The 24681-nt window shown below is 36.4% G+C and carries 23 protein-coding genes and 1 other annotated feature; all 23 genes read right to left on the minus strand.

Annotation, left to right across the window (positions count from 1 at the left end):
- Positions 1–4 precede the first annotated feature (4 nt).
- On the minus strand, positions 5–463 hold the full coding sequence (gene lspA, locus MHH59_RS19485; RefSeq protein ID WP_002128849.1) for a lipoprotein signal peptidase LspA: 459 nt from the start codon (positions 461–463) through the stop codon (positions 5–7).
- 125 nt (positions 464–588) lie between these two features.
- Positions 589–918, minus strand: coding sequence for a hypothetical protein (locus tag MHH59_RS19490; protein WP_002014715.1), 330 nt, complete (start codon positions 916–918; stop codon positions 589–591).
- A gap of 158 nt (positions 919–1076) precedes the next feature.
- The gene (gene ileS2 / locus MHH59_RS19495; RefSeq protein WP_340852154.1) at positions 1077–3842 is read right to left on the minus strand and encodes an isoleucine--tRNA ligase; all 2766 of its coding nucleotides are present in this window, start codon (positions 3840–3842) and stop codon (positions 1077–1079) included.
- A 72-nt stretch (positions 3843–3914) separates the two neighbouring features.
- Positions 3915–4139: a binding site (T-box leader), on the minus strand.
- A 51-nt stretch (positions 4140–4190) separates the two neighbouring features.
- Positions 4191–4697 (minus strand): septum site-determining protein DivIVA, encoded by a 507-nt coding sequence (gene divIVA, locus MHH59_RS19500; RefSeq protein WP_001131609.1) that lies wholly within the window; start codon positions 4695–4697, stop codon positions 4191–4193.
- Between the two features lie 89 nt (positions 4698–4786).
- A complete protein-coding gene (locus tag MHH59_RS19505) occupies positions 4787–5554 on the minus strand; it encodes a YlmH family RNA-binding protein (RefSeq protein WP_340852156.1) in 768 nt (255 codons plus the stop codon).
- Between the two features lie 15 nt (positions 5555–5569).
- Positions 5570–5833: a YggT family protein gene (locus MHH59_RS19510; RefSeq protein WP_002014720.1), complete on the minus strand. Its 264-nt coding sequence runs from the start codon at positions 5831–5833 to the stop codon at positions 5570–5572.
- A 6-nt stretch (positions 5834–5839) separates the two neighbouring features.
- Positions 5840–6310 carry a cell division protein SepF gene (locus MHH59_RS19515; protein WP_002014721.1) on the minus strand — a complete coding sequence of 157 codons (471 nt, stop codon included), beginning with the start codon at positions 6308–6310 and terminating at the stop codon, positions 5840–5842.
- Positions 6311–6329: 19 nt separating this feature from the next.
- Complete coding sequence (locus MHH59_RS19520) at positions 6330–7004, minus strand: YggS family pyridoxal phosphate-dependent enzyme (RefSeq protein WP_002033757.1); 675 nt, start codon at positions 7002–7004, stop codon at positions 6330–6332.
- 5 nt (positions 7005–7009) lie between these two features.
- Complete coding sequence (gene pgeF, locus MHH59_RS19525) at positions 7010–7819, minus strand: peptidoglycan editing factor PgeF (protein WP_002128855.1); 810 nt, start codon at positions 7817–7819, stop codon at positions 7010–7012.
- 117 nt (positions 7820–7936) lie between these two features.
- On the minus strand, positions 7937–8215 hold the full coding sequence (locus MHH59_RS19530) for a YlmC/YmxH family sporulation protein (RefSeq protein WP_012261605.1): 279 nt from the start codon (positions 8213–8215) through the stop codon (positions 7937–7939).
- 293 nt (positions 8216–8508) lie between these two features.
- Positions 8509–9288 (minus strand): RNA polymerase sporulation sigma factor SigG, encoded by a 780-nt coding sequence (sigG, locus tag MHH59_RS19535; protein ID WP_002014725.1) that lies wholly within the window; start codon positions 9286–9288, stop codon positions 8509–8511.
- A 157-nt stretch (positions 9289–9445) separates the two neighbouring features.
- Positions 9446–10165, minus strand: a complete 720-nt coding sequence (sigE, locus tag MHH59_RS19540; RefSeq protein ID WP_002128857.1) for an RNA polymerase sporulation sigma factor SigE — start codon at positions 10163–10165, stop codon at positions 9446–9448.
- A gap of 19 nt (positions 10166–10184) precedes the next feature.
- Entirely contained in the window at positions 10185–11102 is a 918-nt protein-coding gene (gene spoIIGA, locus MHH59_RS19545; RefSeq protein WP_002165147.1) for a sigma-E processing peptidase SpoIIGA, read from the minus strand.
- A gap of 457 nt (positions 11103–11559) precedes the next feature.
- The gene (gene ftsZ, locus MHH59_RS19550) at positions 11560–12714 is read right to left on the minus strand and encodes a cell division protein FtsZ (protein ID WP_002014730.1); all 1155 of its coding nucleotides are present in this window, start codon (positions 12712–12714) and stop codon (positions 11560–11562) included.
- Between the two features lie 39 nt (positions 12715–12753).
- Complete coding sequence (gene ftsA, locus MHH59_RS19555; protein ID WP_002014731.1) at positions 12754–14055, minus strand: cell division protein FtsA; 1302 nt, start codon at positions 14053–14055, stop codon at positions 12754–12756.
- A 401-nt stretch (positions 14056–14456) separates the two neighbouring features.
- Positions 14457–15227: a cell division protein DivIB gene (gene divIB / locus MHH59_RS19560; protein ID WP_002014733.1), complete on the minus strand. Its 771-nt coding sequence runs from the start codon at positions 15225–15227 to the stop codon at positions 14457–14459.
- Between the two features lie 98 nt (positions 15228–15325).
- Positions 15326–16231, minus strand: coding sequence for a UDP-N-acetylmuramate dehydrogenase (gene murB, locus MHH59_RS19565; protein WP_002137997.1), 906 nt, complete (start codon positions 16229–16231; stop codon positions 15326–15328).
- Between the two features lie 61 nt (positions 16232–16292).
- The gene (gene murG, locus MHH59_RS19570; RefSeq protein WP_002088269.1) at positions 16293–17387 is read right to left on the minus strand and encodes an undecaprenyldiphospho-muramoylpentapeptide beta-N-acetylglucosaminyltransferase; all 1095 of its coding nucleotides are present in this window, start codon (positions 17385–17387) and stop codon (positions 16293–16295) included.
- 102 nt (positions 17388–17489) lie between these two features.
- Positions 17490–18581: a stage V sporulation protein E gene (spoVE, locus tag MHH59_RS19575; RefSeq protein ID WP_002014736.1), complete on the minus strand. Its 1092-nt coding sequence runs from the start codon at positions 18579–18581 to the stop codon at positions 17490–17492.
- Between the two features lie 89 nt (positions 18582–18670).
- Entirely contained in the window at positions 18671–20023 is a 1353-nt protein-coding gene (murD, locus tag MHH59_RS19580) for a UDP-N-acetylmuramoyl-L-alanine--D-glutamate ligase (protein ID WP_002142942.1), read from the minus strand.
- Positions 20024–20998 (minus strand): phospho-N-acetylmuramoyl-pentapeptide-transferase, encoded by a 975-nt coding sequence (mraY, locus tag MHH59_RS19585; RefSeq protein ID WP_002121906.1) that lies wholly within the window; start codon positions 20996–20998, stop codon positions 20024–20026.
- A gap of 22 nt (positions 20999–21020) precedes the next feature.
- On the minus strand, positions 21021–22496 hold the full coding sequence (gene murE / locus MHH59_RS19590) for a UDP-N-acetylmuramoyl-L-alanyl-D-glutamate--2,6-diaminopimelate ligase (RefSeq protein WP_340852159.1): 1476 nt from the start codon (positions 22494–22496) through the stop codon (positions 21021–21023).
- 210 nt (positions 22497–22706) lie between these two features.
- Complete coding sequence (locus MHH59_RS19595; protein ID WP_002014741.1) at positions 22707–24623, minus strand: stage V sporulation protein D; 1917 nt, start codon at positions 24621–24623, stop codon at positions 22707–22709.
- Between the last annotated feature and the right edge of the window lie 58 nt (positions 24624–24681).

Consider the following 24681-nt stretch of genomic DNA (forward strand, 5'->3'; position numbering starts at 1 on the left):
TCAATTACTCCTTCGCTTTCTTTCCTTCTAATACTGTTTGAATAATAATTAATACAACTCCAATACATAATGCTGAGTCAGCTATATTGAATACCGGATAGTTGTACGAGAAAATATACACGTGAATGAAATCCACTACTTCTTGTCTAAATACACGATCAATAAAATTGCCAATTGCTCCGCCTAAAATTAGACCTAATGAAATACCTAGAAGCTTGTCCGTTTTCGCATATTTTTTCATATAAAATACGATAAATGCTACGAAAATGACTGTAATAATGTAGAAAAACCACATTTTATTTTCTAAAATACCCCAGGCAGCTCCTCTATTTCGATGAGATGTTATGTATAATACATTATCGATAATCGGAATGCTCGTACCCAATTCCATGTTCTTTACAATTAGCCACTTCGATATTTGATCGATGGCAATGACAAATAACGCTATTACATAATATATCATTTTCATTTCCCCCACAAAGACAGTGTACCTCAAAATTTTAGCATAGCTGCTACCTTTTCACAATGAACCTTTGTAGAAGAATAAAATAAATTAAAAAAAGGTAACATAATATCGTTGTGCGTATTTCATACATTTACCTTTTCATAGAAAAATTCATGAATAGTACGAGCAGTCGGCATTGTTTTCATTTGTTTTGTAGAAATCGCTCTTCCAGTTTCTTCACAAATACCGTACATATCTATTTCCATTTTAAACAATGCACGTTCTACATCTTTTAAATCCTCTTTTATATCATGTAATAGCAATTTTTTCTTTGTCTCTTCCTTTATTTCGTATCCAAGTTCTTGCCCAAATTCCATATAGTATGTGTGCATTACTTCTTTCGCCAATCTATCTTGCAACTCTTTTCTCATCAATTGCAATTCTTCTTTTATTTCCATATAAATTTCATTCACGTGTACATTCCTCCCAGCTGCAATGTACAATTAGTGTGTCCGAAATTTCCACGCTTACCTCACACACATTTTTCCTTCATAGGAAAGAGAGTGAAAGTTATTTCGATATATCATCAACAAAAAACTGACTGCTATTATGAGCAGTCAGCTTTTTTTCATTATTTTACATAATTTTCTTTAACAACCGTTGCACAACGCTCACATAATGTTTCATGTTCTGCATCTTTACCAATTGTTTCTGAAACAACCCAACAACGTTCACACGTCTCACCTGTCGCCTGTGCTACAACTACAGCTGTATGCTCATACTTTGGTGCTTCTGTTGGCGCTTCTTCAATTGTACCACCAGGTTTATACTCAGAGACGATGAATAATTGCTTTAAGTCTTCGCTAATAGACTCTAACATAGCCTTCATTTCTGCAGTCGGATATAGCGTAATGCTCGCATTTAATGACTTACCAATTACTTTCTCATTACGAGCTACTTCTAACGCTTTTAAAACGTCATCACGTAATGTCATAAATGCATCCCATTTTGCTCTTAACGCTTCTGAACCCTCTACTTCTGTAGCTTCTGGCATATTAGTTAACTGTACGCTTTCTTCTTCTGCACCAGGAACATATGGCCATACTTCATCAGCTGTATGAGGTAAGATTGGCGTTACAAGTTTCGTTAATGCAACAAGAACATCATATAATACAGTTTGAATTGCACGACGATCCGCGTGATCTGCACCTTCAATGTATAAAATGTCTTTTGCAAAGTCTAAGTAGAATGAACTTAGATCAATTGTACAGAAGTTGTGAATTGCATGATATACAGCAGCAAAGTCATATGTTTCATATGCATCTTTTACTTTTGTAATTAAGTCATTTAACTTCACTAACATGTAACGATCTACTTCACGAAGTTCAGCTACCGCTACTGTATTTTCACTTGGATTAAAATCATCTAAGTTTCCTAATAAGAAACGGAATGTGTTACGGATTTTACGATACACTTCTGCTACTTGTTTTAAAATATCATCTGAAATACGTACATCAGATTGATAGTCAACAGAAGATACCCATAAGCGTAAAATGTCTCCGCCTAATTGATCCATAATTTTCTTCGGTACGACGATGTTTCCAATCGACTTACTCATTTTACGTCCTTCACCATCTAGTACGAAACCATGGCTTAGTACGCCTTTATATGGAGCTTTACCAGTTACAGCAACTGCTGTTGATAATGAAGAGTTAAACCAACCACGATACTGGTCAGATCCTTCTAAATATAAATCAGCTGGACGTTGTAAGTCTTCGCGCTCTTCTAATACCGCTTGGTGAGAAGAACCTGAATCGAACCATACATCCATGATGTCTGTTTCTTTACGGAATTCACCATTTGGGCTACCTGTATGTGTAAATCCTTCTGGTAATAAATCTTTCGCTTCACGCTCGAACCATACGTTAGAACCGTGCTCACGGAATAAATCTGCTACATGATTAATTGTTTCATCTGTAATAATTGGATCACCATTTTCTGCATAGAATACAGGAATTGGCACACCCCATGCACGCTGACGAGAAATACACCAGTCACCACGGTCACGAACCATATTATGAAGACGAGTTTCTCCCCATGCTGGTACCCATTTTGTTTCCGCAACAGCTTCTAATAATTCTTTACGGAACGCTTCAATAGATGCAAACCACTGCGCTGTCGCACGGAAAATAATTGGTTTTTTCGTTCTCCAATCATGTGGGTATGAATGCGTAATGAATGTTAGTTTCAGTAACGCGCCTACTTCTTCTAATTTTTCCGTAATTGGCTTGTTAGCTTTATCATAGAATAAGCCTTCAAATCCAGGTGCTTCATTTGTTAATACACCTTTATCATCAACTGGGCAAAGTACTTCTAAGCCATACTTTTTACCAACAACGAAGTCATCTTCCCCGTGTCCTGGTGCTGTATGAACACAACCTGTACCTGCATCTGTTGTTACGTGCTCTCCTAGCATAACTAATGAGTCACGATCGTAGAATGGATGTTTTGCAACTGTATACTCAAGTTCGCTACCTTTTACCGTTTTCACAACTTCAGCATTTTCCCACTCTAACGTTTTTGCAACTGTCTCAAATAGTTCAGAAGCGATGATATATTTCTCATCATTTACTTTCACAATAGCATATTCAAGTTCTGGGTGAACAGAAATACCTAAGTTTGCAGGTAACGTCCAAGGCGTTGTTGTCCAAATAATGTATTTCTCATCACCTTCTAATACGTTCTTTCCATCTTTTACAGGGAATGCTACGTAAATAGATGCTGATTTTTTATCTTGATATTCAATTTCAGCTTCTGCTAAAGCTGATTCACTTGTTGGAGACCAGTAAACTGGTTTTTGTCCTTTATAGATATAACCTTTTTTCGCCATGTCACCAAACACTTTAATTTGTTGTGCTTCATAAGCTGGCTCTAAAGTAATATATGGATTATCCCAATCTGCACGTACACCTAAACGCTTAAATTGTTCACGTTGACGTTCCACTTGCTCATATGCATACTTTGCACATAACTTACGGAACTCAGCAACTGTCATTTCTTTACGCTTTACACCTTTATTTGTTAAAGCTTGCTCAATTGGTAAACCGTGTGTATCCCAACCTGGTACATATGGTGCACAGTATCCAGTCATTGATTTAAAACGAACAATAAAGTCTTTTAACACTTTATTTAGTGCGTGTCCCATATGGATGTCACCATTTGCATATGGAGGTCCATCATGTAGTACAAATAAAGGACGGCCTTTCGTATGTTCTTGTACCTTTTCATAAATATTCATTTCAGCCCATTTTTCTTGCATTGCAGGCTCACGTTTCGGTAAATTCCCACGCATCGGGAATTCTGTTTTTGGCATTAGTAATGTATTTTTGTACTCCATGCTCAATTCCTCCTTAAATATATAAACGACAGACCTTAAAAAAGGGAATAAAAAAGAGACCTCTCATCCCCAAAAAGGGACGAGAAAGTCTCCCGCGGTACCACCCTAGTAGACCATATACAAATGCATAAGGTCCTCTTTATATTCTTAACGCGAATATACGCCTACGCTTACTAAATTTGTTCAGCGCGGAACTCCAGGGTGATATTCCCATTATCTCCTTATCCTGAGCTTACACCATCCTCAGTTCGCTATATAAGGTATGAAAAAGGTACTTATCCCTATCTTCGTTTTTCTTAATAAATATGCTGTTTAAAATTATATGTAATAATGAGAAAAACGTCAAGCTTACACTGTTTCTTCTTTTTTCAACAGTTCGTCCACTTCGTCTTCTAATTCAATTAGTTTATCCCAATCATCGTTGTTTAACATTTCAAGTTGTGTTTCTAATAACATACGGAAACGAGTTCGGAATACTTTCGCTTGTTTCTTCAACTCTTCAATATCAAAAGCAACTTTTCTTGATTTCACTAACGCTTCATTAATGATACGATCTGCATTTTTTTCTGCTTCACGTACAATTAATTTTGCTTCTTTTTGTGCATTACGCTTCACTTCTTCAGCAGCTTCTTGTGCGACAATGATAGATTTGTTCAGCGTATCTTCAATATTAGAAAAATGATCTAACTTTCCTTCTAATTGTGCAACCTTTTCTTCTAAAGCTTTTTTCTCACGAATGACTAATTCATAATCTTTGATGATTTGATCAAGAAACTCATTTACTTGATCTTCATCGTAGCCACGAAACCCGCGACCAAATTCTTTGTTATGAATATCTAATGGTGTTAACGGCACAACGCCACCTCCAAGTAGTTATCTAAATTTCCTCTTTCAATTATATCTTTTCTTCGACAAAATAAGAGAATTTCCTTCTAAAAAACCAATCATTTTAGTATACCATACAAAACTCTCCATTTGTCGCGCTTCGTTTTACCTTCTACAGAAAATAATTTACTTCGTCCATACCCTCTAACCGAGAAAACATCCCCTGGAAAACATTCATACGAAGTTTGCTCTACTGTTTTCCAATTGACTTTTACTAAGCCACCTTTTATAAGAGGCTGTACCTTCTGCCTAGATATATGTAGCATTTCAGCTAATAAAACATCTAGACGAAGTGACGAAACAGTCCCAGATTTTTCTCCCCATTTTTCACCTACACGCAAAATTTTCTCTACTTGTATAGGAGAGAGTGTGACTTTCATTTTCCCTATTAATTGTAAGTTCATTTCAATATACGATACAACTTCTTTGGCAACTGCAATTTGGGCACGGTCTTCTTGAAGCAAAATATCACCACATTTTTCCCTTGTTAAACCAAGCGACATGAATGCACCTAATATTTGCCTATGTTCTAGCGTAAAAAACTTGGAAGGATAGTCAATTTCTAATACTTCTACTTGAAATTCCTCTTCATTTAATTCTAGATAATCTGGATAAATTAGTGCTCTTTTCCGTTCGGCTTCAGGCATCGCACCATCAAACCGTACAGCTACATCTCCTTGCCCTATTACCATAGAAACAATTTGTTGCTGTCTTGGATCAAGAAAATCTGTTAACTTGACTTGATGGTACTCAGCAGCCTGTTTCCACTCTAATACTTTATCCACAAAGACCTCTTCATCAGGTCTAAAATGCTCATAGATGCTCATGTATTTAACCTCACACTATAAAAAATAGTTGAATAAACTCACTAAACCACCTCTAGCAAGTTTCAAGGCAACAATAGCAACAAGTGGAGAAATATCAATCATACCAAATGGTGGAATAAACCTCCTAAACGGCTCTAAATACGGTTCGCAAATACGCGCAAGAAAATCTCCAAAAGCTGATTCCTTTGCGCCAGGAAACCATGATAGGAGAATGTAAATAATTAGTGCCCACGAGTAAATCTCGATAGCAGTAAGTAACACTGTTAAAACTGTTGTCATGGCGTATTACCACCTCTTTATATTTGTCTCTTCTTCTTCACCGAATAACTCTGAAATCGCACCAACGATATCAACATTTTCAGGTGTACACATAAATGTTTTCGGGCCTATTTTTTGAATATCCCCGCCTATAGCGTATACAGTACCACTTAAAAAGTCAACGATACGTACAGCTTGATCTGTAGACATTCTTTGCAAATTAATTACAACAGCTCGTCTACCTTTTAAGTGATCCGAAATGCCTTGCGCTTCCGAATATGTACGTGGTTCTAGTAAAACAACTTTTGAAGATTGCTTCGCTGTTTCAATACTCACTACATTTTGCTTCGGTTGCACTTTCGCAAACGGAACATCTTGTTGTTCTGGGGGATCTTGTTGCTTTTTCATGTCTGTTTGCTCCTTTTCATAACTATATTGAGCTGCTTCTTTTTCTTCCGGTGTGTCAAAAAAGAAGTATTTTACTTTTGACCAACTCATAATAACTTTCTCCTTCCTCCTACGCTTTTCCTACTAAAACCGTTCCCAAACGAATATATGTAGCGCCTTCCTCAATTGCAATCGTGTAATCATTTGACATTCCCATTGATAATTCTTTACATGGTGCATGTAATAATTCTAGCTCCTGCACCTCTGTTTGTAGCATGCGCAATTCCTTAAAGCAGCGACGAATCTCTTCCTCTTCTCCTGTAAACGGAGCCATTGTCATTAATCCTACCACTTCAATCTTATCCAATTCTTGCAAACTTTGAATAAAAGAAATTGTTTCTTCTATCGCCAATCCTTGCTTTGATTCTTCAGATGATGTTTTCACTTGAATAAAGCATTTAACTTTCTTATCAGCACGTTTTTGAATTTCTTTTGCAAGCGAAAGACGATCTAATGAATGTAAATAATCAATCTCATTAATGATTTCTTTTACTTTTCTCGTTTGCAATGATCCAATAAAATGCCAATTCACTTTTGAACCGAAATGCTCGTATTTTTGTAAGAAACCTTCATTTCTATTTTCACCTAAATCAATAATTCCTGTTTCAATTACTTCGCTTGTTTTTTCAATCCCTACAGTTTTTGTAACTGCAACGAGCTTAATATCTTTCATCGAACGTCCAGCTCGTACACAAGATTCTTTAATTACTTCGTTTACATCTGCTAAATTCCCTTGCACTGTCACTTACTTCACTCCTCCTTAAAACCTATGAAACTCAACATTCTCCCCGTCTTACCTTGATCACGACGATGAGAGAAAAATAATTGTTCTTCACAGCTTGTACAAAGAGATGACATTACAATATGTTCTTCTTTTATGCCTGCTTGTACACATAAAATACGATTAACTTCTTTTAAATTAATTGCATACTGACCATCAGAAATTACTTTATGAGGAACAGATCCGTTTACTACTTGCTGTGCTGCTGTTAATACACGATCATCAACAACATAACAACATGATCCGATTGCAGGACCAATTGCGACATGAATTTCATCACTTGAAACACCTTCTGCATTCCACTTTTGAATCATTTCTTTCGCAATCTCTGTTACAGTCCCTTTCCACCCAGCATGCGCAAGTCCTATCATATCATGTGATGGTGCATAAAAATAGAGCGGAACACAATCAGCGTAACAAGATGTTAAGAGAACATCTTTGTTAGTCGTATAAATGCCATCCGTTTTTGGAATACCGTCTTCATATGAATAAACGCCTTTCCCTTTTTCTTGCAGTCCTACTTTCTCAACATGATGGTCATGAACTTGTTCAGAGCAAATCCATTTTTCTAATGGTTTTTGTAACTTATTAGCTAAAATGCGTCTGTTTTCATGAACATTCTCCACGATATCATTCACATGTAATCCTAAATTCATCGCATGAAAGGAGCCTGTACTTACTCCACCATCTTTTGTCGTAAATCCAACAGTAATGTTTCCAAGTTCTTTCCACGCTTGTAAATACAGTATACCGTCCGCATATTTAAATGGTTCTCTCATAAAGCGACTCCTTTTAATTAAAATAACAGAAAAAAGTATGGTACTTCCTGTCTATTTTACCATACTTTTATTTTTTCATAATGACAACAGAAAAAAAAGAGGAATTTGTAATATTCTTTATGAAATTGTCGGTGTTTGTATTGATTCTGTTACAGAATTAACATGATCTACTTTTACAAGTATGACATCTTCTCCAATTTTCATAATTTGCTCCCAAGGAATCACAAATTCTACTTCCTTTCCAAAGAGTCCAAGCATTCGTGCCTGCTTAGAAATAATAACCGCCCTAATCTTTCCTGTGTCTATATCAATATCAATATCTCCAATATTCCCAAGCCTCTTTCCATCTGAAACATTTACAACATCCTTCATTTGAAACTCCGAAATCCGTATCATATTCATCCTCTCCCTTATATCATGAATCGTAAGTACGCTCTCAAATAAAGTGAAACCTTAATCAGTGAGATTATCCCCATCCCTACTGATTATTAACCCATGCCAATCGGACTTTTACGGGCAGTCCCGCTTCCATCTAACTTTTTACTTCAGCCTAATTTCGAAGCGGATAAACAGTATATAACCGCTACTAATAGAACATCCATTTTATTTTCATTATATGAACCTACCCAATCTACTATGAGCGCAAAATATTATATATAAAAAAGACCTCACCATAACTGGTGAGGACCTTATCCTTGAATCGTCTTATTCATTTGCTTAATAGCAGACTTCTCCAAACGTGATACTTGCGCTTGAGAAATCCCAATTTCTTCGGCAACTTCCATCTGTGTCTTTCCTTGAAAGAAACGTTTTCGAATAATCATTTTTTCACGATCATTTAAACGCTTCATTCCTTCTTTCAACGCCAGTTCTTCAACCCACTGCTCGTCCTTTTGTTTTTCATCCTTTAATTGATCCATAACAAAGATAGGATCTCCTCCATCGTTATAAATCGGTTCAAATAATGAAACCGGATCTTGAATCGCATCTAGTGCAAAAACAATCTCTTCATGTGTCACTTCAAGAACTTTCGCAATATCCATTGCTGTTGGTTCTTTTGAATTTTCAGCAATCAATTTTTCTCTTACTTGCAACGCTTTATACGCAATATCTCGTAATGAGCGAGATACACGAATTGGATTGTTATCACGCAAATATCTGCGTATTTCTCCAATAATCATCGGCACAGCATACGTTGAAAACTTTACATTTTGGCCTAAATCAAAGTTATCAATGGATTTCATAAGTCCAATGCAACCAACTTGAAATAAATCATCAACATATTCTCCTCTGTTATTAAATCTTTGGATGACGCTCAGTACAAGACGTAAGTTTCCATTCACTAATTTCTCTCTGGCGCTTATCTCTCCACTTTGCATTTCACGAAATAATTTACGCATCTCTTCATTTTTTAGTACTGGAAGTTTAGCTGTATCAACACCGCAAATTTCTACTTTGTTTCTCGTCAAAGTGTTCCCTCCTATCGGGAGTTGCTGTACAGTGTAAAGTATTTCCTTTGAAGGGGATTTTATGCATACGGTTTTTCCATCATTTTTCACAAATATCATATTTCCTCATGCACAAAAAAAGAATAAGACCAGTCTAGATACCGACTGGTCTTATTCTTCACACCATTTTATTAAATTCTTTTCGTAATCTTTTTATAATTCTTTTTTCCAAACGAGAAATATAAGACTGTGAAATTCCAAGCATATCAGCCACATCTTTTTGTGTCTTCTCTTCGCCACCAGCGAGTCCAAACCGAAGCTCCATAATTTGTTTTTCACGGTCATTTAATTGATGCAATGCTTTCATTAAAAGATGACGATCTACAGTAGCTTCTAAATCTTTTGTAATAATGTCATCATCTGTACCTAAAACATCTGATAGTAACAGTTCATTTCCGTCCCAATCAATGTTAAGCGGTTCATCAAAAGAAACTTCCGAACGATTTTTATTATTTCGACGCAAATGCATTAAAATTTCATTTTCTATACAACGAGATGCATATGTTGCTAATTTAATTTTCTTTTCTGGATTAAATGTATTCACTGCCTTAATAAGACCAATTGTTCCTATACTAATCAAATCCTCAATATTGATCCCTGTATTTTCAAATTTTCTTGCTATATATACAACAAGCCTTAGGTTACGTTCAATAAGCATCGACCTCGCAGCTTGATCTCCATTTGGCAATTTATTCAAAAGAACTGCCTCTTCTTCTTTCGTTAACGGCGGTGGCAACGCTTCACTTCCACCAATATAATAAATTTCATCGGTCTTAATTCCTAATTTCAGCAATACTTTATACCAAAGGTATACCAAATAAAATTTAAATTTCACCATATTATCCCGCCTCTCATAATTAAGCAATTACCATCTTTTGCGAAATCAACATTTTCGGATGTACAATGCATTGATACTCTCCATTAGTAGATAATTGTTGTGTATTTAATCCAATCAGTACTTTGTTTACAACAACCGAACTACCTTCATGATAAACTCGCACACAATCTGGCTTAATTGCCCATAAAAATTGATTCTCTACTCCTACTGCTCGGAAAGGAATTAAACGTAGTTTCGTCGCCCATCCAGAATCATTTTCTGGTATTTGAGGAATTTCTGTTTTGGAATAAATTTGTTCTGTTAACCAAGCTGGCAAACAATGTTCTAATGATGAAATATGCATAATCATAACGGGTGTTTTCGTTAACGGGTCATAAAGTTGGTTCCCACTATCAATTAGACCTGCTAATTCTAGTTCCTCTCCAGCTAATTGAATTTCCACTTTCACGATTTGATCATAGTGTATCTTTGTGACCTCTACGCTTTCTATACGCTTTTTAGAAAAATAATAAATTACTGGAAAACCAAAAATAACAAATACCCAACTAATTGGATCACCGTAAGAAACTGATTTAGATTGAACTAATCCATTTACCATTTCGTTCGTTTGCAAAAAGTAATGCGTTCCAATTAATCCTCCACCAACCATAAAGGTTACAAAATAGAAAGTAAAAACAGTTTGTGTATAATTTCTAAATGTCGAAAACCCAAATGCTGTATACACAATAAGTAACGAGTACAATAGTTTCATAATTGGATGTGTCATCATAGAAGCAAAAGGCGTAAAGGCGAAAATAACAATAGTTGAACCTATAAATGCCCCTAACACAAGCCTCCATCTTTTGATTCTCTTTTTTAACACGGTGGCTGTTAATAAAAGTAAAAGAAAATCAATGCAGGCGTTTAACAACCAAACGATGTCGGCGTAAACAACCAAACAATTCACCTCTTTTTTTAAGTTGAGACTAGTATAATGCATATCCAATAGGAAAGTGTGTCAATTGGTGGAGGGATTTTTTTGTTATTTTGTGATTTCTAGACATAATCTGTCGGTAAAAAATAAAAGTGTATTTTTCATAGAATAATATAAATTTTTTACTTGTATACATAATAATTGAATTATATATATACAAAGTTTATCTTGCTATTTGCGGGCAGTAAGACCCTGCCTCAAAATTCAGCTATAAAAAAGGACAGAAGTTAAGTGGGCGTCGGGCTAACAATCATTTTTGGATGAACACCCCCGACTAATTAAAGTTTCAATTTATTTATCACAGCTTATGGTTTAAAAATAGGACTGGGCTCTCCATATGCAAAATAATAAAAAAAGATCTGCTTAGCAGATCTTTTCCATTTAGACAACAAAAAAAAGGAGCATGAAAGCTCCTTTTCTTTTATCGTCTACGACGGTTACGTAAGAATGCTGGAATATCGATGTCATCTGAATCAGTATGACGATCATGCACAACCGGCTCTTCACGTTTCATTTCACGCTTAACTTCACGTTGTTTTGAAGGTTGAGCTACTGGTTGTTGTTGCTGTTGCGTGTGATTCGCAGTCGGACGGATAATTGGTTTTGGTGGTTGTGTCGAAGCACTATCATCAAAACCAGTTGCAATTACAGTGACAACGATATCATCTTTTAATCCTTCATTAATAACAGAACCGAAGATCATATTTACTTCTGGATCCGAAGCTGAAGCTACAATGTCTGCTGCTTCTTGTACTTCATATAAACTTAAGTTTGCGCCGCCCGTAATGTTCATAATAACACCTTGAGCTCCATCAATAGATGTTTCTAGTAATGGACTAGAAATCGCTTTTTTCGCAGCTTCAGCAGCACGATTTTCACCATTACCAGAACCGATACCCATTAAAGCAGAACCTCTATTAGACATAATTGTTTTTACGTCTGCAAAGTCTAAGTTAATTAGACCTGGTGTAGCAATTAAATCAGAAATACCTTGAACACCTTGACGTAATACGTTATCTGCTTCACGGAACGCTTCTAACATTGGCGTATTTTTATCAACAATCTCTAATAAGCGATCATTTGGAATTACGATAAGTGTATCTACATTTTCTTTAAATGACGCAATACCAGATGCAGCTTGAGTTGCACGCTTACGCCCTTCAAATGTAAATGGACGTGTTACAACACCAACTGTTAACGCGCCTAGTTCTTTTGCAACTTGAGCAACAACTGGAGCTGCACCAGTTCCAGTTCCACCGCCCATACCAGCAGTTACGAAGACCATATCCGCGCCACGAAGCGCTTCTTGAATCTGTTCTTTACTTTCTTCTGCAGCTTTTTTCCCTACTTCAGGGTTTGCGCCTGCACCAAGTCCACGCGTTAATTTTCCACCAATTTGCATTTTCGTTTCAGCTTTTGATAGATTTAATGCTTGTGCATCAGTATTCACAGCGATAAAGTCTACACCTTGTACACCGTGTTCAATCATACGGTTTACAGCATTGTTTCCGCCACCGCCGACACCGATAACTTTTATATTCGCTAATTGATCTTGAGTAGTATCAAACTCTAACATGTCGAAATCCCCCTAGAACCTCATTTTTCGTGTCCAATTTTAATCCCATAAATAACGGAATGCACGTTTTACTTTTGACATCATGCGGTCATCATTTTGATTAGTATTGTTTTGATTACGAGTTTTTTGTTTCGCAGGTTGCTGTTGTACCGGCATTGGTGCTGGTACTGGTTCAAAATGTTCTTGCTTTTCCTGCACATTTTTCCCACGTAATTTAGCTTTTTGATAAGAATGTTTAATTAATCCAACTCCACTTGTATATTGAGGCTCACGAACACCAATATAATCAGGAGTTGCTATACGAACATTTTCATGTAAAATATCGTATGCAAGATCAAGAACACCTGGCATAGAAGCTATCCCACCAGTTAGTACATATCCAGAAGCAGCTTGCTTTACTCCTAACTTATGCACTTCATCTTGAACAAACATTAAAATTTCCTCTACACGAGCCTCTATTATATCCGATAATTCCAACTGAGAATATTGTTCTGTTTGATCGCTTCCCATAATAGGAACCGTAAACATCTCTTCTTCAGATGCTGTATCATAAAAAGCATGTCCATATTTCAGCTTAATTTGATCTGCATTTTCTGTTGAAGTTTTCAGCCCAATCGCTATATCCTTCGTTATATGATCTCCACCTAATGGCAATACGCTCGTTGCTTGCAACTCTCCATCTTTAAAAATAGATAAGGTTGTAGATCCTCCACCCATATCAACAAGGGCTACCCCTCTATTTCTTTCATCCGAAGATAAAGCAACTGTCGCTGCCGCTAAAGGTTGCAGACAAATATCAACAATTTCAAGACCTGCTTTTTCTACACAACGAAGTAGGTTATGTAGTAAAGTTCTCGAGCCTGTAATAAGTGTACCTTCCATTTCTAATCTTACACCGATCATCCCGCGTGGATCGTTAATCTCGTCAAGACCGTCTACAATGAACTGTCGAGGTACCACATCAATAAATTCACGTTCAGGAGCAATTGACACAACTTGCGCTGCATCTAGAACGCGTAAGACATCTTCATTCCCGATTTCACGATCTTCATTTGAAACAGCGACTACTCCGTGACACGGGAGCAACTGTACCTGGTTTGCATTGACACCTACTACAACTTGCTCAATGTGGATACCCACCATGCGCTCAGCTTGTTCAATTGCTTTTTTAATTGATCGAACAGTTTCATCTATATCAACTATCGATCCCTTTTTCAAACCATTTGATTTTACGTTTCCAACACCAATAATGTTTAAGCTATCATTAACCATTTCACCAATGATGACTTTAACATTGGATGTACCGATGTCAAGACTAACATATATTTCATTGCTGTTCATTCTTTGGCACCTCCTTCTTTATTTATACCATACAACTCAATATATGGAACAACAATCGCAACTTTACTATTTATAAGAAAAATATTCAACGTCTTTGTACGTTTCCCTTTTTTAACCCTATATTTTTCTTATTTTTATTTAACATTCATTTAAGAATATCGCAGTAACCTGTGAATAACTGCTCTATCTTGAAATAATTATATTTCAAGTGTAAAGATTACCGCCAAGTATAAGTCTACACTAAGATGTACTTGTAGAAAAGTGAAACTTGTACCAATCCTAGTATGAATCTAAGAAAATTTACATTTTTTTCATCAAATTAAGCATTCTTGCAAATTAGCATCCATATAAAAGAACGTTTGTTTCATTTCATACTTAATAACGCAGTAAAAACTATCATTCTATTCTTTCTTTTCTTCAGCACCTAGTTCCTTCGTATATGCACCCACTTCTAAGTCAATTAAAACCTTCTTACCAGGTTCAATTGTTTTTAAAATAAGTGGATAAGCTTCCATTCGCTTTGCGAAATTTTGAATAGTGGTGCTCACTTCATATCCTTCATTCATATATAAAGTAAGATGATCTTCATTTGCGTTCGTTGGTGTATAACGAATTTCAGAAATAGACCTTAAAATAGTTGGCGTTAATTTTTCTAGTTCTGCAATTAATTCCTTCATTTTTTCCTCTTTAAATGGTTCAAAAATTGGTGCTGCAACTGGAAGCTTTCCGTTCGGAAGTACATCGAGTGTTTTCCCATTTTCTAATAACGGTTGTAATTTCCCATCTTTGTTTATATAGCCAATTGTTAAATATTCTTCGATATGAACATCAATTTTGTTTGGGAAACGTTTTTTTACATTTACCTCTTTAATTTCTTTTCGTTTCGTTAAGTTTTCTTCTGCTTTATGTGCTGTTACTCGGAAATAACTCGTATCATATGTCACACCTGATTCCTTCATAACTTGTTCATCTGTCATATAATGATTTCCAAAGACACTTATCTTTTTTATATTACTAAGCGGAGACCGAAAATAAATTAAAAAGAGTACTAATAAAAATAAAATCGATATGTATAAAATTAACCGATGATTAACAGGTTTCTTATTTTTTTTATTTTGATTCTTTAATTTTGGTACACGATCTTGTAGTTTAATCACTTTACTATTTTTCATGTACGATCCCCCTATGTAACATAAAGAACGGCATGTTCCTCATGCCGTTCTTATCTTCTTATTATAACATAAATGATAATGAGCGGAACGAACAACCGTTATCTTCCAATTATTTCTACCTCTGTATGCATATCAACACCAAATTTATCTTTAATTGTACGCTTTACCAATGCGATTAAGTCTAATACGTCTTGCGCTGATGCCACACCAGTATTAACAATAAAATTCCCATGCATTTCAGAAATTTGAGCTCCACCTATCTTATAGCCACGAAGCCCTGATTTTTCTATTAAATCTCCTGCAAAATAGGGGACTGGATTTCGAAATATACTTCCTGCACAAGGGTGATTCCAAGGCTGCGTTTCACGGCGATACTCTTTATTCTTTTGCATGCTTCTTACAATTCCCTCGCGTTCGCCTACCTCCAATTGGAATTCAGCTTCCAAAACAATACCAGGGCGTTTCATTTGCAATACAGATGTGCGATAAGAAAAGCCCATTTCGGTATTCGTCAACCAATTAATTGTTCCATTGTCAAACAAAATACGAGCTTTCGTTAATACACTCGATATGTCGGACTTATGAGCGCCTGCATTCATATACACTGCACCGCCAACACTTCCTGGAATACCACTTGCAAATTCCAGGCCCGCTAATCCCTGTCGACTAAGTAAAGTTGACAATTTAATAAGGGGATATCCAGCACCGACTCTTACTCTATGTTTTTCGACTTCTAAATGGTCTAATCCTTCTCCTAAACGAATAACCACACCTTCTATACCTTGATCAGATACGAGAAGATTTGAACCACGACCAATTGCAGTCCACCCTGTCTTGTACTTCTTTACTAACTCTAGAGTCTTCTCAATACCAGCAACATGCTTTGGTACAATTAAAATATCAGCTGGTCCGCCTATTTTCATAGTCGTGTAACGCGCTAACGGTTCATTAACTAACACGCGACCAACATTTGCTTCTAAAAGCTCTTTTACTAATTGTTCCATAGACAATCTCCCCCATATCAAGTCTCCTTATTACAGTAATATGCAGGGCGTTCACCTAATGTTATTTTTTAATAAGCTTGTTCATTACTTCATATAGCTTATTTGCTGCATCTGGAATACCAAGTTGCTTAGTAGCCAGTTTCATATTTTGTAATGTTTGTGTATCCAATAAAATCTCATCAATGTCACGAATAAGCGTTTCAGATGTTAAATCTTTTTCAAGTAGCATTTTAGCTGCTCCTTTATCAACAACTGATCGTGCATTTTTTTCTTGATGGTTATTTGTTACGTACGGACTTGGAATTAATACACTCGGCTTTCCTAACGCTGTTAATTCTGCAAGCGTTGTAGCCCCTGCCCTTGAAACAACAAGGTCTACACCCGTCAGTACCTCTGGCATATTATGAATAAAAGGTTTAATAATAACATTATTCGGATTCCCTTTTTGTTTCACGGCTTCCATAACTTTATCATAATGTACTTCGCCTGTTACATATAATACTTCGTAACTTTTATTCCCAAATTGTTCAATCGCTTCTACAAAAGCATCGTTAATCGGTCTAGCCCCGCGGCTCCCACCAAAAATAAGCACGGATTTTTTAGAAAGGGATAGTCCTACCGAACGTTTTCCTTTCATTCCATTTTGGTCCATTACTTCTGATGCACGTGGATTACCTGTCATAACCACTTTTGACTGTGGAAAATGTTCTGCAGCTGCTTCAAAACAAACTGCAACTTTATCGACATAACGACTTAAAAATTTATTCGTTACACCAGGTACACTATTTTGTTCATGGACAATAGTCGGAATACCTAATTTAGCCGCAGCATATACAACTGGCCCACATACGTATCCACCCGTACCAATCACAATATCAGGGTTAAAACGACGAATATATCGTTTACTATCTTGAACACCTTTTAGGAAACGCATCACTGTTTTTACATTATCAAGAGATATTTTTCGTTTAAATCCACTTATAACAATAGATTGGAACGGAATACCCGCTTTCGGTACGATGGTACTCTCTAATCCATTCTCTGTACCAATGTATAAAAATCTTGCTTCAGGATTTAGTTTTTTTATTTCTCTAATTAAAGCAAGAGCTGGATAAATATGTCCTCCAGTACCCCCACCACTTACTAATACTCGCACTACTGATTCCTCCACTTCCCTGTTCTTATTCAATCGTATTTATTTCTATATACATATTGTATTTTCACACACACACGAAAAACCCTGTCTTTTAAACAGGGTTTAATAGCGAGAATGGCGACTTATATTCAATAATACACCTACTGCCATTAACATTAAGGTCAAACTTGATCCACCATAACTTAAAAATGGCAAAGTAATACCGGTAACAGGCATCAGTCCTGTTACAACACCAACATTAATCATTACTTGAATCGCAATCATCGCCACAATACCTACTGCTAAAAACGTACCATATAAATCTGGCGCTCCTAATGCTATACGAATCCCACGCCATAATAATAGACTAAATAATAATAACACAAATGAACCACCAATAAAACCTAATTCCTCAGATAAGATTGCAAATATAAAGTCTGTTTGTGGTTCAGGTAAATAGAGAAATTTTTGTCTACTTTGTCCAAGTCCAAGCCCAAATAAACCACCAGGTCCAATTGCGAGTAACGATTGGATAATTTGAAATCCACTTCCGAGCGGATCCGACCACGGATCTAAATATGATGTGATGCGTTTCATTCGATATGGCGCTGATGCAATTAACCCTACAAATCCCGCTGCACCAAGCAAACCAAACATTGCAAAGTGAAAGACCCTTGCTCCCGAAATAAATATCATAATAATACATGTCCCAATCATTACCGTTCCCGTACCAAGATCTGGCTGTAACATAATTATCCCAAAAGCAAGAAATACAAAACTAAGAGCCGGTAGTAAACCTCGTTTAAAAGATGTAATTAATTTTTGTCGTTCCGCTAAAAATTTTGCTAAGAAAATAATCATCGCGAATTTCATAAACTCTGACGGTTGGATAGAAAATGCCCCGATTCCAATCCAACTTCGCGCCCCTCCACGAACGAGACCTACTCCAGGAATAAGAACGAGAATAAGAAGAACGAAACAAACTAGTAAAATTACTTTTGAATACGTACGCCATACCCAATAATCAATTTTCATCAGAAAAAACATAGCTACTACCCCAAGACTTGCAAATAACAATTGTCTTTTTGCAAAAAAGAATGAATCCCCCATTTTATAAGAGGCCCAAACCGCACTCGCACTATAAACCATAATCATTCCGATTGTTAACAATGCAAGTGTAACGATGATGAGAATAAAATCAGGCGTTTTCTTCATTAGCCATGAACACCACCTCTTTGGGCAGAACCTTTGCCCTATGTAACAAAACATCAGTAGGTGTTAGCCTACTGATGTTTTGATTTACTTTATATAAGTTTATGCACAGCTTGTATAAAAATGTCTCCTCTTTCTTCAAATGTTTTAAATTGATCCCAGCTTGCACATGCTGGTGAAAGAAGAATTACATCACCATCGGTAGAATGAGCATAAGCTTTCACTACTGCATCATCTAAAGTATCGACACTTTCAATTACATCTAATCCTGCTTTTTCTGCCGCTCTTACTAATTTTGGTGCAGTTTGTCCAAATGTCACAATCGCTTTGACATGTTTAAAATATGGAATTAAATCATCAAATTCATTACCACGATCAAGTCCACCAGCCAATAATACAATCGGTTGTGTAAATGCAGATAATGCTTTTTCTGTCGCTAGCATATTCGTCGCTTTTGAATCATTATAAAATTTACGATTATTAATCGTTGTTACATATTCTAAGCGATGTTTTACACCTGTAAAACTTTTTAACACAGCAGTAATTGCTTCATTAGAAACACCTAGTAATTTAGCAATACTCATTGCTGCTAAAATATTTTCTAAATTGTGCTTACCAGGTAAAACAATATCACTTACTTTAACTACTTTTTCGCCTTTAAAATAAAGAGCGTTATCTTTTATATACGCACCATCTTCAATTTCTTTCGTCGTCGAAAATAATACTTTCTGTCCTTTACTATATGCCGATAACGCCATGACATCTGCATCATCTGCGTTAATTATACTATAATCTGCTTCAGTTTGGTTTTTGAAAATATTCGCTTTCGCCAAACCATATTCTTTCTTCGTCCCGTGATAATCTAAATGCGCTTCAAATAAATTTAAAAAGGCTGCAATTTTTGGTTGGAACGATTCCACTCCCATCAATTGAAACGATGAAAGTTCCGTAACGACAACTTCATTTTCCTTCGCCAATTGTGCAACTTCACAAGCTACAGTACCTATATTCCCCGCAATAACTGGGTGCTTTTGTCCTTCTTTTAACATTTCAAACGTTAACATTGTCGTTGTTGTTTTACCGTTAGATCCCGTAATCCCAACAAACGGTGCTGCTGAAATGGAATATGCTAATTCAACCTCAGTTACAATTGGAATTTGTTTTTCTTTCGCCGCCACTAAGAGTGGGTTAGAATATGGAATTCCTGGATTTTTTACGACAAGTGAAATGTTTCTCTCCAGCAATTCTAATGGATGCCCACCACACACAACATCCATTCCTTCCGCTTGTAACTCAGCTGCAAGCACATTACCCGCTAATGGTTTCCCATCATTTACAATGACGTTTGCCCCTAACTTTTTTAATAAAGTAGCTGCTGCATAACCACTTTTAGCAATACCTAATACAAGAACATTTTTATTTTGATATTCAGTTACAGTTTTCAATTACATCCACACCCCGATATAAATTCCTAGCACAGCTAATAAAAATCCTACAGACCAAAACGTTACAACAACGCGCCACTCTGACCAACCACATAATTCATAATGATGATGTAATGGGCTCATTTTAAAGACACGCTTTCCTGTTGTTTTGAACGAAATAACTTGGATAATAACAGATAAAGTTTCCGCTACGAATACACCGCCAATAATAACGAGTAACAATTCTTGTTTTAACAAAATCGCTACAGCTGCGATAGCACCACCTAAAGCTAGAGAACCTGTATCCCCCATAAATACTTTCGCTGGATTCGCATTGAATACTAAAAATCCAAGTACAGCTCCTACAACTGCCATACAGAAAATCGCTACCCCAAATTGTTCTTGAGCTACAGCAATAATACTAAATGCTCCGAATGCAATAGCAGCTGTTCCTGATAATAAACCATCTAAACCATCTGTTAAATTAACCGCATTTGATCCACCAATAAGCATAAATAATACGAGAACAAAATACGCCCAGCCTAATTCAAATTTAACATCAGTTCCTGGAATCATGATATACGTGTGAAATGCTTGCCCTTTTCCAATTAAAAAGAACGCAATAGCAATTACAAGCTGACCAATCAATTTTTGTTTTGATGTTAAACCAAGATTTCTTTTCTTTACTACTTTTATGTAGTCATCTAAAAATCCGATTAATCCGTATCCAAATGTAACTAATAATAGCAATGATACTTCTGCACCTAAATGGTTAAATTTAATCGCCATAATAAGCGTAGTCACCATCATAGATACATATATGACAATACCACCCATCGTTGGTGTCCCTGATTTCTTTTGGTGTGACTTCGGTCCTTCGTCACGAATACTCTGTCCGAACTTTAACTTTCGTAAAAATGGAATAAATAATGGCGAAAGGGCAACAGAAATTAAGAATGCTACCCCAGCCGTTACTAATAAACCTTGTTCAAGCACATGTAGTCCTCCTCTCATGCTGTTACACTTCGTTGTTTAAACGCTCCGTGATTGCTTCTTTAGCGACTTCACGATCATCAAAATGATGAACTTCTTTACCAATAATTTGATACGTTTCATGCCCTTTACCAGCAATAATAATAATATCTTCTGCTTTCACTTTCGAGATAGCGGAACGTATCGCTTCTTTTCGATCAACAATTACTTCATAATTATTCCCATTTGCATCATTTACCATATCATCTAAAATAGCCTTCGGATCTTCACTTCTTGGATTATCTGATGTATAAATTGCATGAGTTGCATATTCGGTTGCAACACTTGCCATTATTGGTCTTTTCGTTCTATCTCTATCACCACCGCAACCAACGATACAATAGACATCACCTTTTGCAAACTGTTTTGCTGTTTTTAGTACGTTCTCTAAGCTATCAGGTGTATGTGCATAGTCAACAATAACTGTGTAATTTTGTCCACCATCAACAACTTCAAAACGTCCAGGAACGCCAGCAAGTTCTTTAATTACATCAATAATTGTTTGTAAGCTCACTCCTGAAACAAGACCTGCTGCTGTAGCAGCTAACACGTTGTATACATTAAACTTACCAATTAATTTCATCGTAACATTTACAGTTTCGTACGGTGTTACAAGTGTAAATGTTGTACCGCCACTCGTCATTACGATATCTCGTGCCATAATGTCGCTTGCAACATCTATACCGTATGTTACAACAGTAGCTGCTGTACTTCTCATATACTCTTCTGCTACTGAATCATCACTGTTTAATATAGCGTATTTTTCACGATTATGATGATAACTATTGCCAAGCTGTGCGAAAAGCAACCCTTTTGCATGTTTATATTCTTCCATCGTTTTATGATAGTCTAAATGATCTTGTGTTAAATTCGTAAATACTGCAACATCATAATCGCACCCGTGTACACGACCAAGATCTAAAGCATGAGATGAAACTTCCATTACTGTGCTATCCACACCTTGTTCAACCATTTTTGAAAACGTCTGTTGAAGTGTTAGTGCATCTGGTGTTGTATTTTTCACCTCAAATGTTTCATCACCGATTTTCATATTAATCGTTCCAATTAGCCCTGTTTTATGACCATGTGCGCGCATAATTTCATCCATAATATGCGATGTTGTTGTCTTTCCATTTGTACCTGTAATACCGATTAAATGTAACTTGTGTGTTGGTTGGCCATAAAAATAATCAGCTAAAACCGCTAGCGAACGAAAAGTATTTTTCACAAGTACAACTGGAACGTCAACATCAATTGGTCTTTCCGCAACAATAGCAGCCGCTCCTTGTGCGGCTGCTTGCTTAGCAAAGTCATGGCTATCAACCGTATATCCTTTCATACATATAAATAAGCTTCCCTCTTTCACTTTACGTGAATCCGCTTCAATAGATGTTATTTCTGGATTTTCTGTTGGAACAACTGGAAAATCATGCAAACATGATACAAGTGTATGCAACTTCATTTCACTAAACCCTCTCTACATTGTTTATTTATCTCTTATTTTAGCAAGTAACACATTACCTCCTAGTTATATAAAAATAGGAGGTAAGTGCTACTATAGTCTAATCAATAGATTTATTTATTAATGAGACACTTATCGTCTCAAATAAAGCAATTTTTCTATAAAGAACTCACTTCCACCAATTGTACCATAAAACACAATCAGTTACCTTTAATTCCCGAAGTAAATTCTAACTTTTGAACCCTCTTTTACTTTAGCTCCTGCTTCTGGTGATTGTTTAATTACTTTCCCACCATCACCACTTATATCAAGCTTCAAGTCTACAAGTTGCGTTTGTAAATCTTTCTTTTTCATACCAATTAAATTAGGAACTTCCACAGTTGGTGTATCGCCCCATTTATATTCTTTCTCAACTTGCTCTTTTCTCGGTTCTACTCCCATTACAGGAAGTGCGTCACGAAGAATATTCCCAACAATAGGTGCTGCTACAACTCCACCAAATTGAGTGACTCCTTTTGGATTATCCACTGCTACATAAACAACAATTTGCGGATCGTCAGCTGGAGCAAAACCGATAAATGATACAATATAGTTATTATCTAAATATTTTCCATCTTTCACCTTTTGAGCAGTTCCAGTTTTTCCACCTACACGATATCCATCAATATAAGCCCCTTTACCAGAACCTTTCGCTACAACATTCTCTAACGCGTAACGAACTTTCTCTGAAGTTTCCTTGGAAATAACTTCCCTTTTCGCAACAGGTGTCTTTTTGCTGACAACTTGATTATTCTTCGGATCGATAAATTCCTTCGCTATATATGGCTGATACAAAGTTCCACCATTTACAGCGGCCGCTACAGCTGCTACTTGCTGAATCGGTGTAACAGAAACACCTTGCCCAAATGAAGTCGTCGCTTGCTCAACTGGACCAACTTTATCTAAATTAAATAAAATCCCGCTACCTTCACCTTGTAAGTCAATTCCGGTCTTCTGGCCAAACCCGAAATTACGAATGTATTTAAACAATCGATCTTTACCAAGACGATCACCGAGTTCAATAAATCCTGGGTTACAAGAGTTTTGAACTACCTCTAAAAACGTTTGGCTACCATGGCCTCCAGCTTTCCAACATCGCAATCTAGCTCCACCAACTTCAGCTGCTCCATCATCATAAAACGTATCTTTCTCTAAGTCTACTAAATTTTCATTCAAGGCTGCAGCTAATGTAATAATCTTAAATGTTGACCCCGGCTCATACGTACTCCATACAGGTAAGTTTCTGTTATATACTTCCGGAGAAACACTTTGGAAATCTGCTGGATCAAAACTTGGCCGACTTGACATACCTAAAATCTCACCATTTTTCGGATTCATTGCAATTGCTATCATACCGTCAGGATTATACGTTGATTCCGCAATATTCATTTCTCTCTCCATAATCCTCGTAATGCGTGAATCAATTGTTAATCCTAAATTCAAGCCGGCTTCTGGTTTTTTGAAATCATCTCCAACGTTAGGCATTCTCTGTCCTTTCGCATCTGCAAAAAATCGCACATGACCTTTATCACCATTTAGCTCTTTATCATAATATTTCTCTAGTCCCATAAGCCCTTGATTATCACTGCCCGCAAATCCTAATACGTGTGATAAAAAATTACCGAATGGATAGTACCGGATAGAATCCTCTGCGATGTACACACCCTTTAAACTTAATCCGCGTACTTCTTTCGCTTTGTCATGCGATATTTTCCTTCCGCCTTTATCAAGCCTTACAATCGATTCTTTTTTTGTAATCCGCTTATAAACATCATCTTTTTCCACACCTAATACTGCAGCTAACTTCTCTGCAGTCTCTGCTGGTTTTTCAATTTGCCTCGGCACAACAAAGACGGTCGGTGCACTTTTATTCGTAGCAAGCTCCACACCATTTCGATCTAAAATTTTCCCTCGCTCTGGTTCAAAAGTAATATTACGACTCCATGAATCCTTCGCACGATCCGTTAACATATTTCCAAGAAAAAATTGCACATATCCAAGACGAATATCGATAATGGTGAAAATGAGTATACCCGATATAAGTATAAAAATAAGTCGTTTTCTAACTGTTACATTTGATACACGCATATTGGAACAAGCCTCCCTTACGCCTAGCTTGTTCCAATATATGCTTGTACTTATTTAA

The sequence above is a fragment of the Bacillus sp. FSL E2-0195 genome (assembly GCF_038003645.1).
Lineage (GTDB): Bacteria > Bacillota > Bacilli > Bacillales > Bacillaceae_G > Bacillus_A > Bacillus_A mycoides.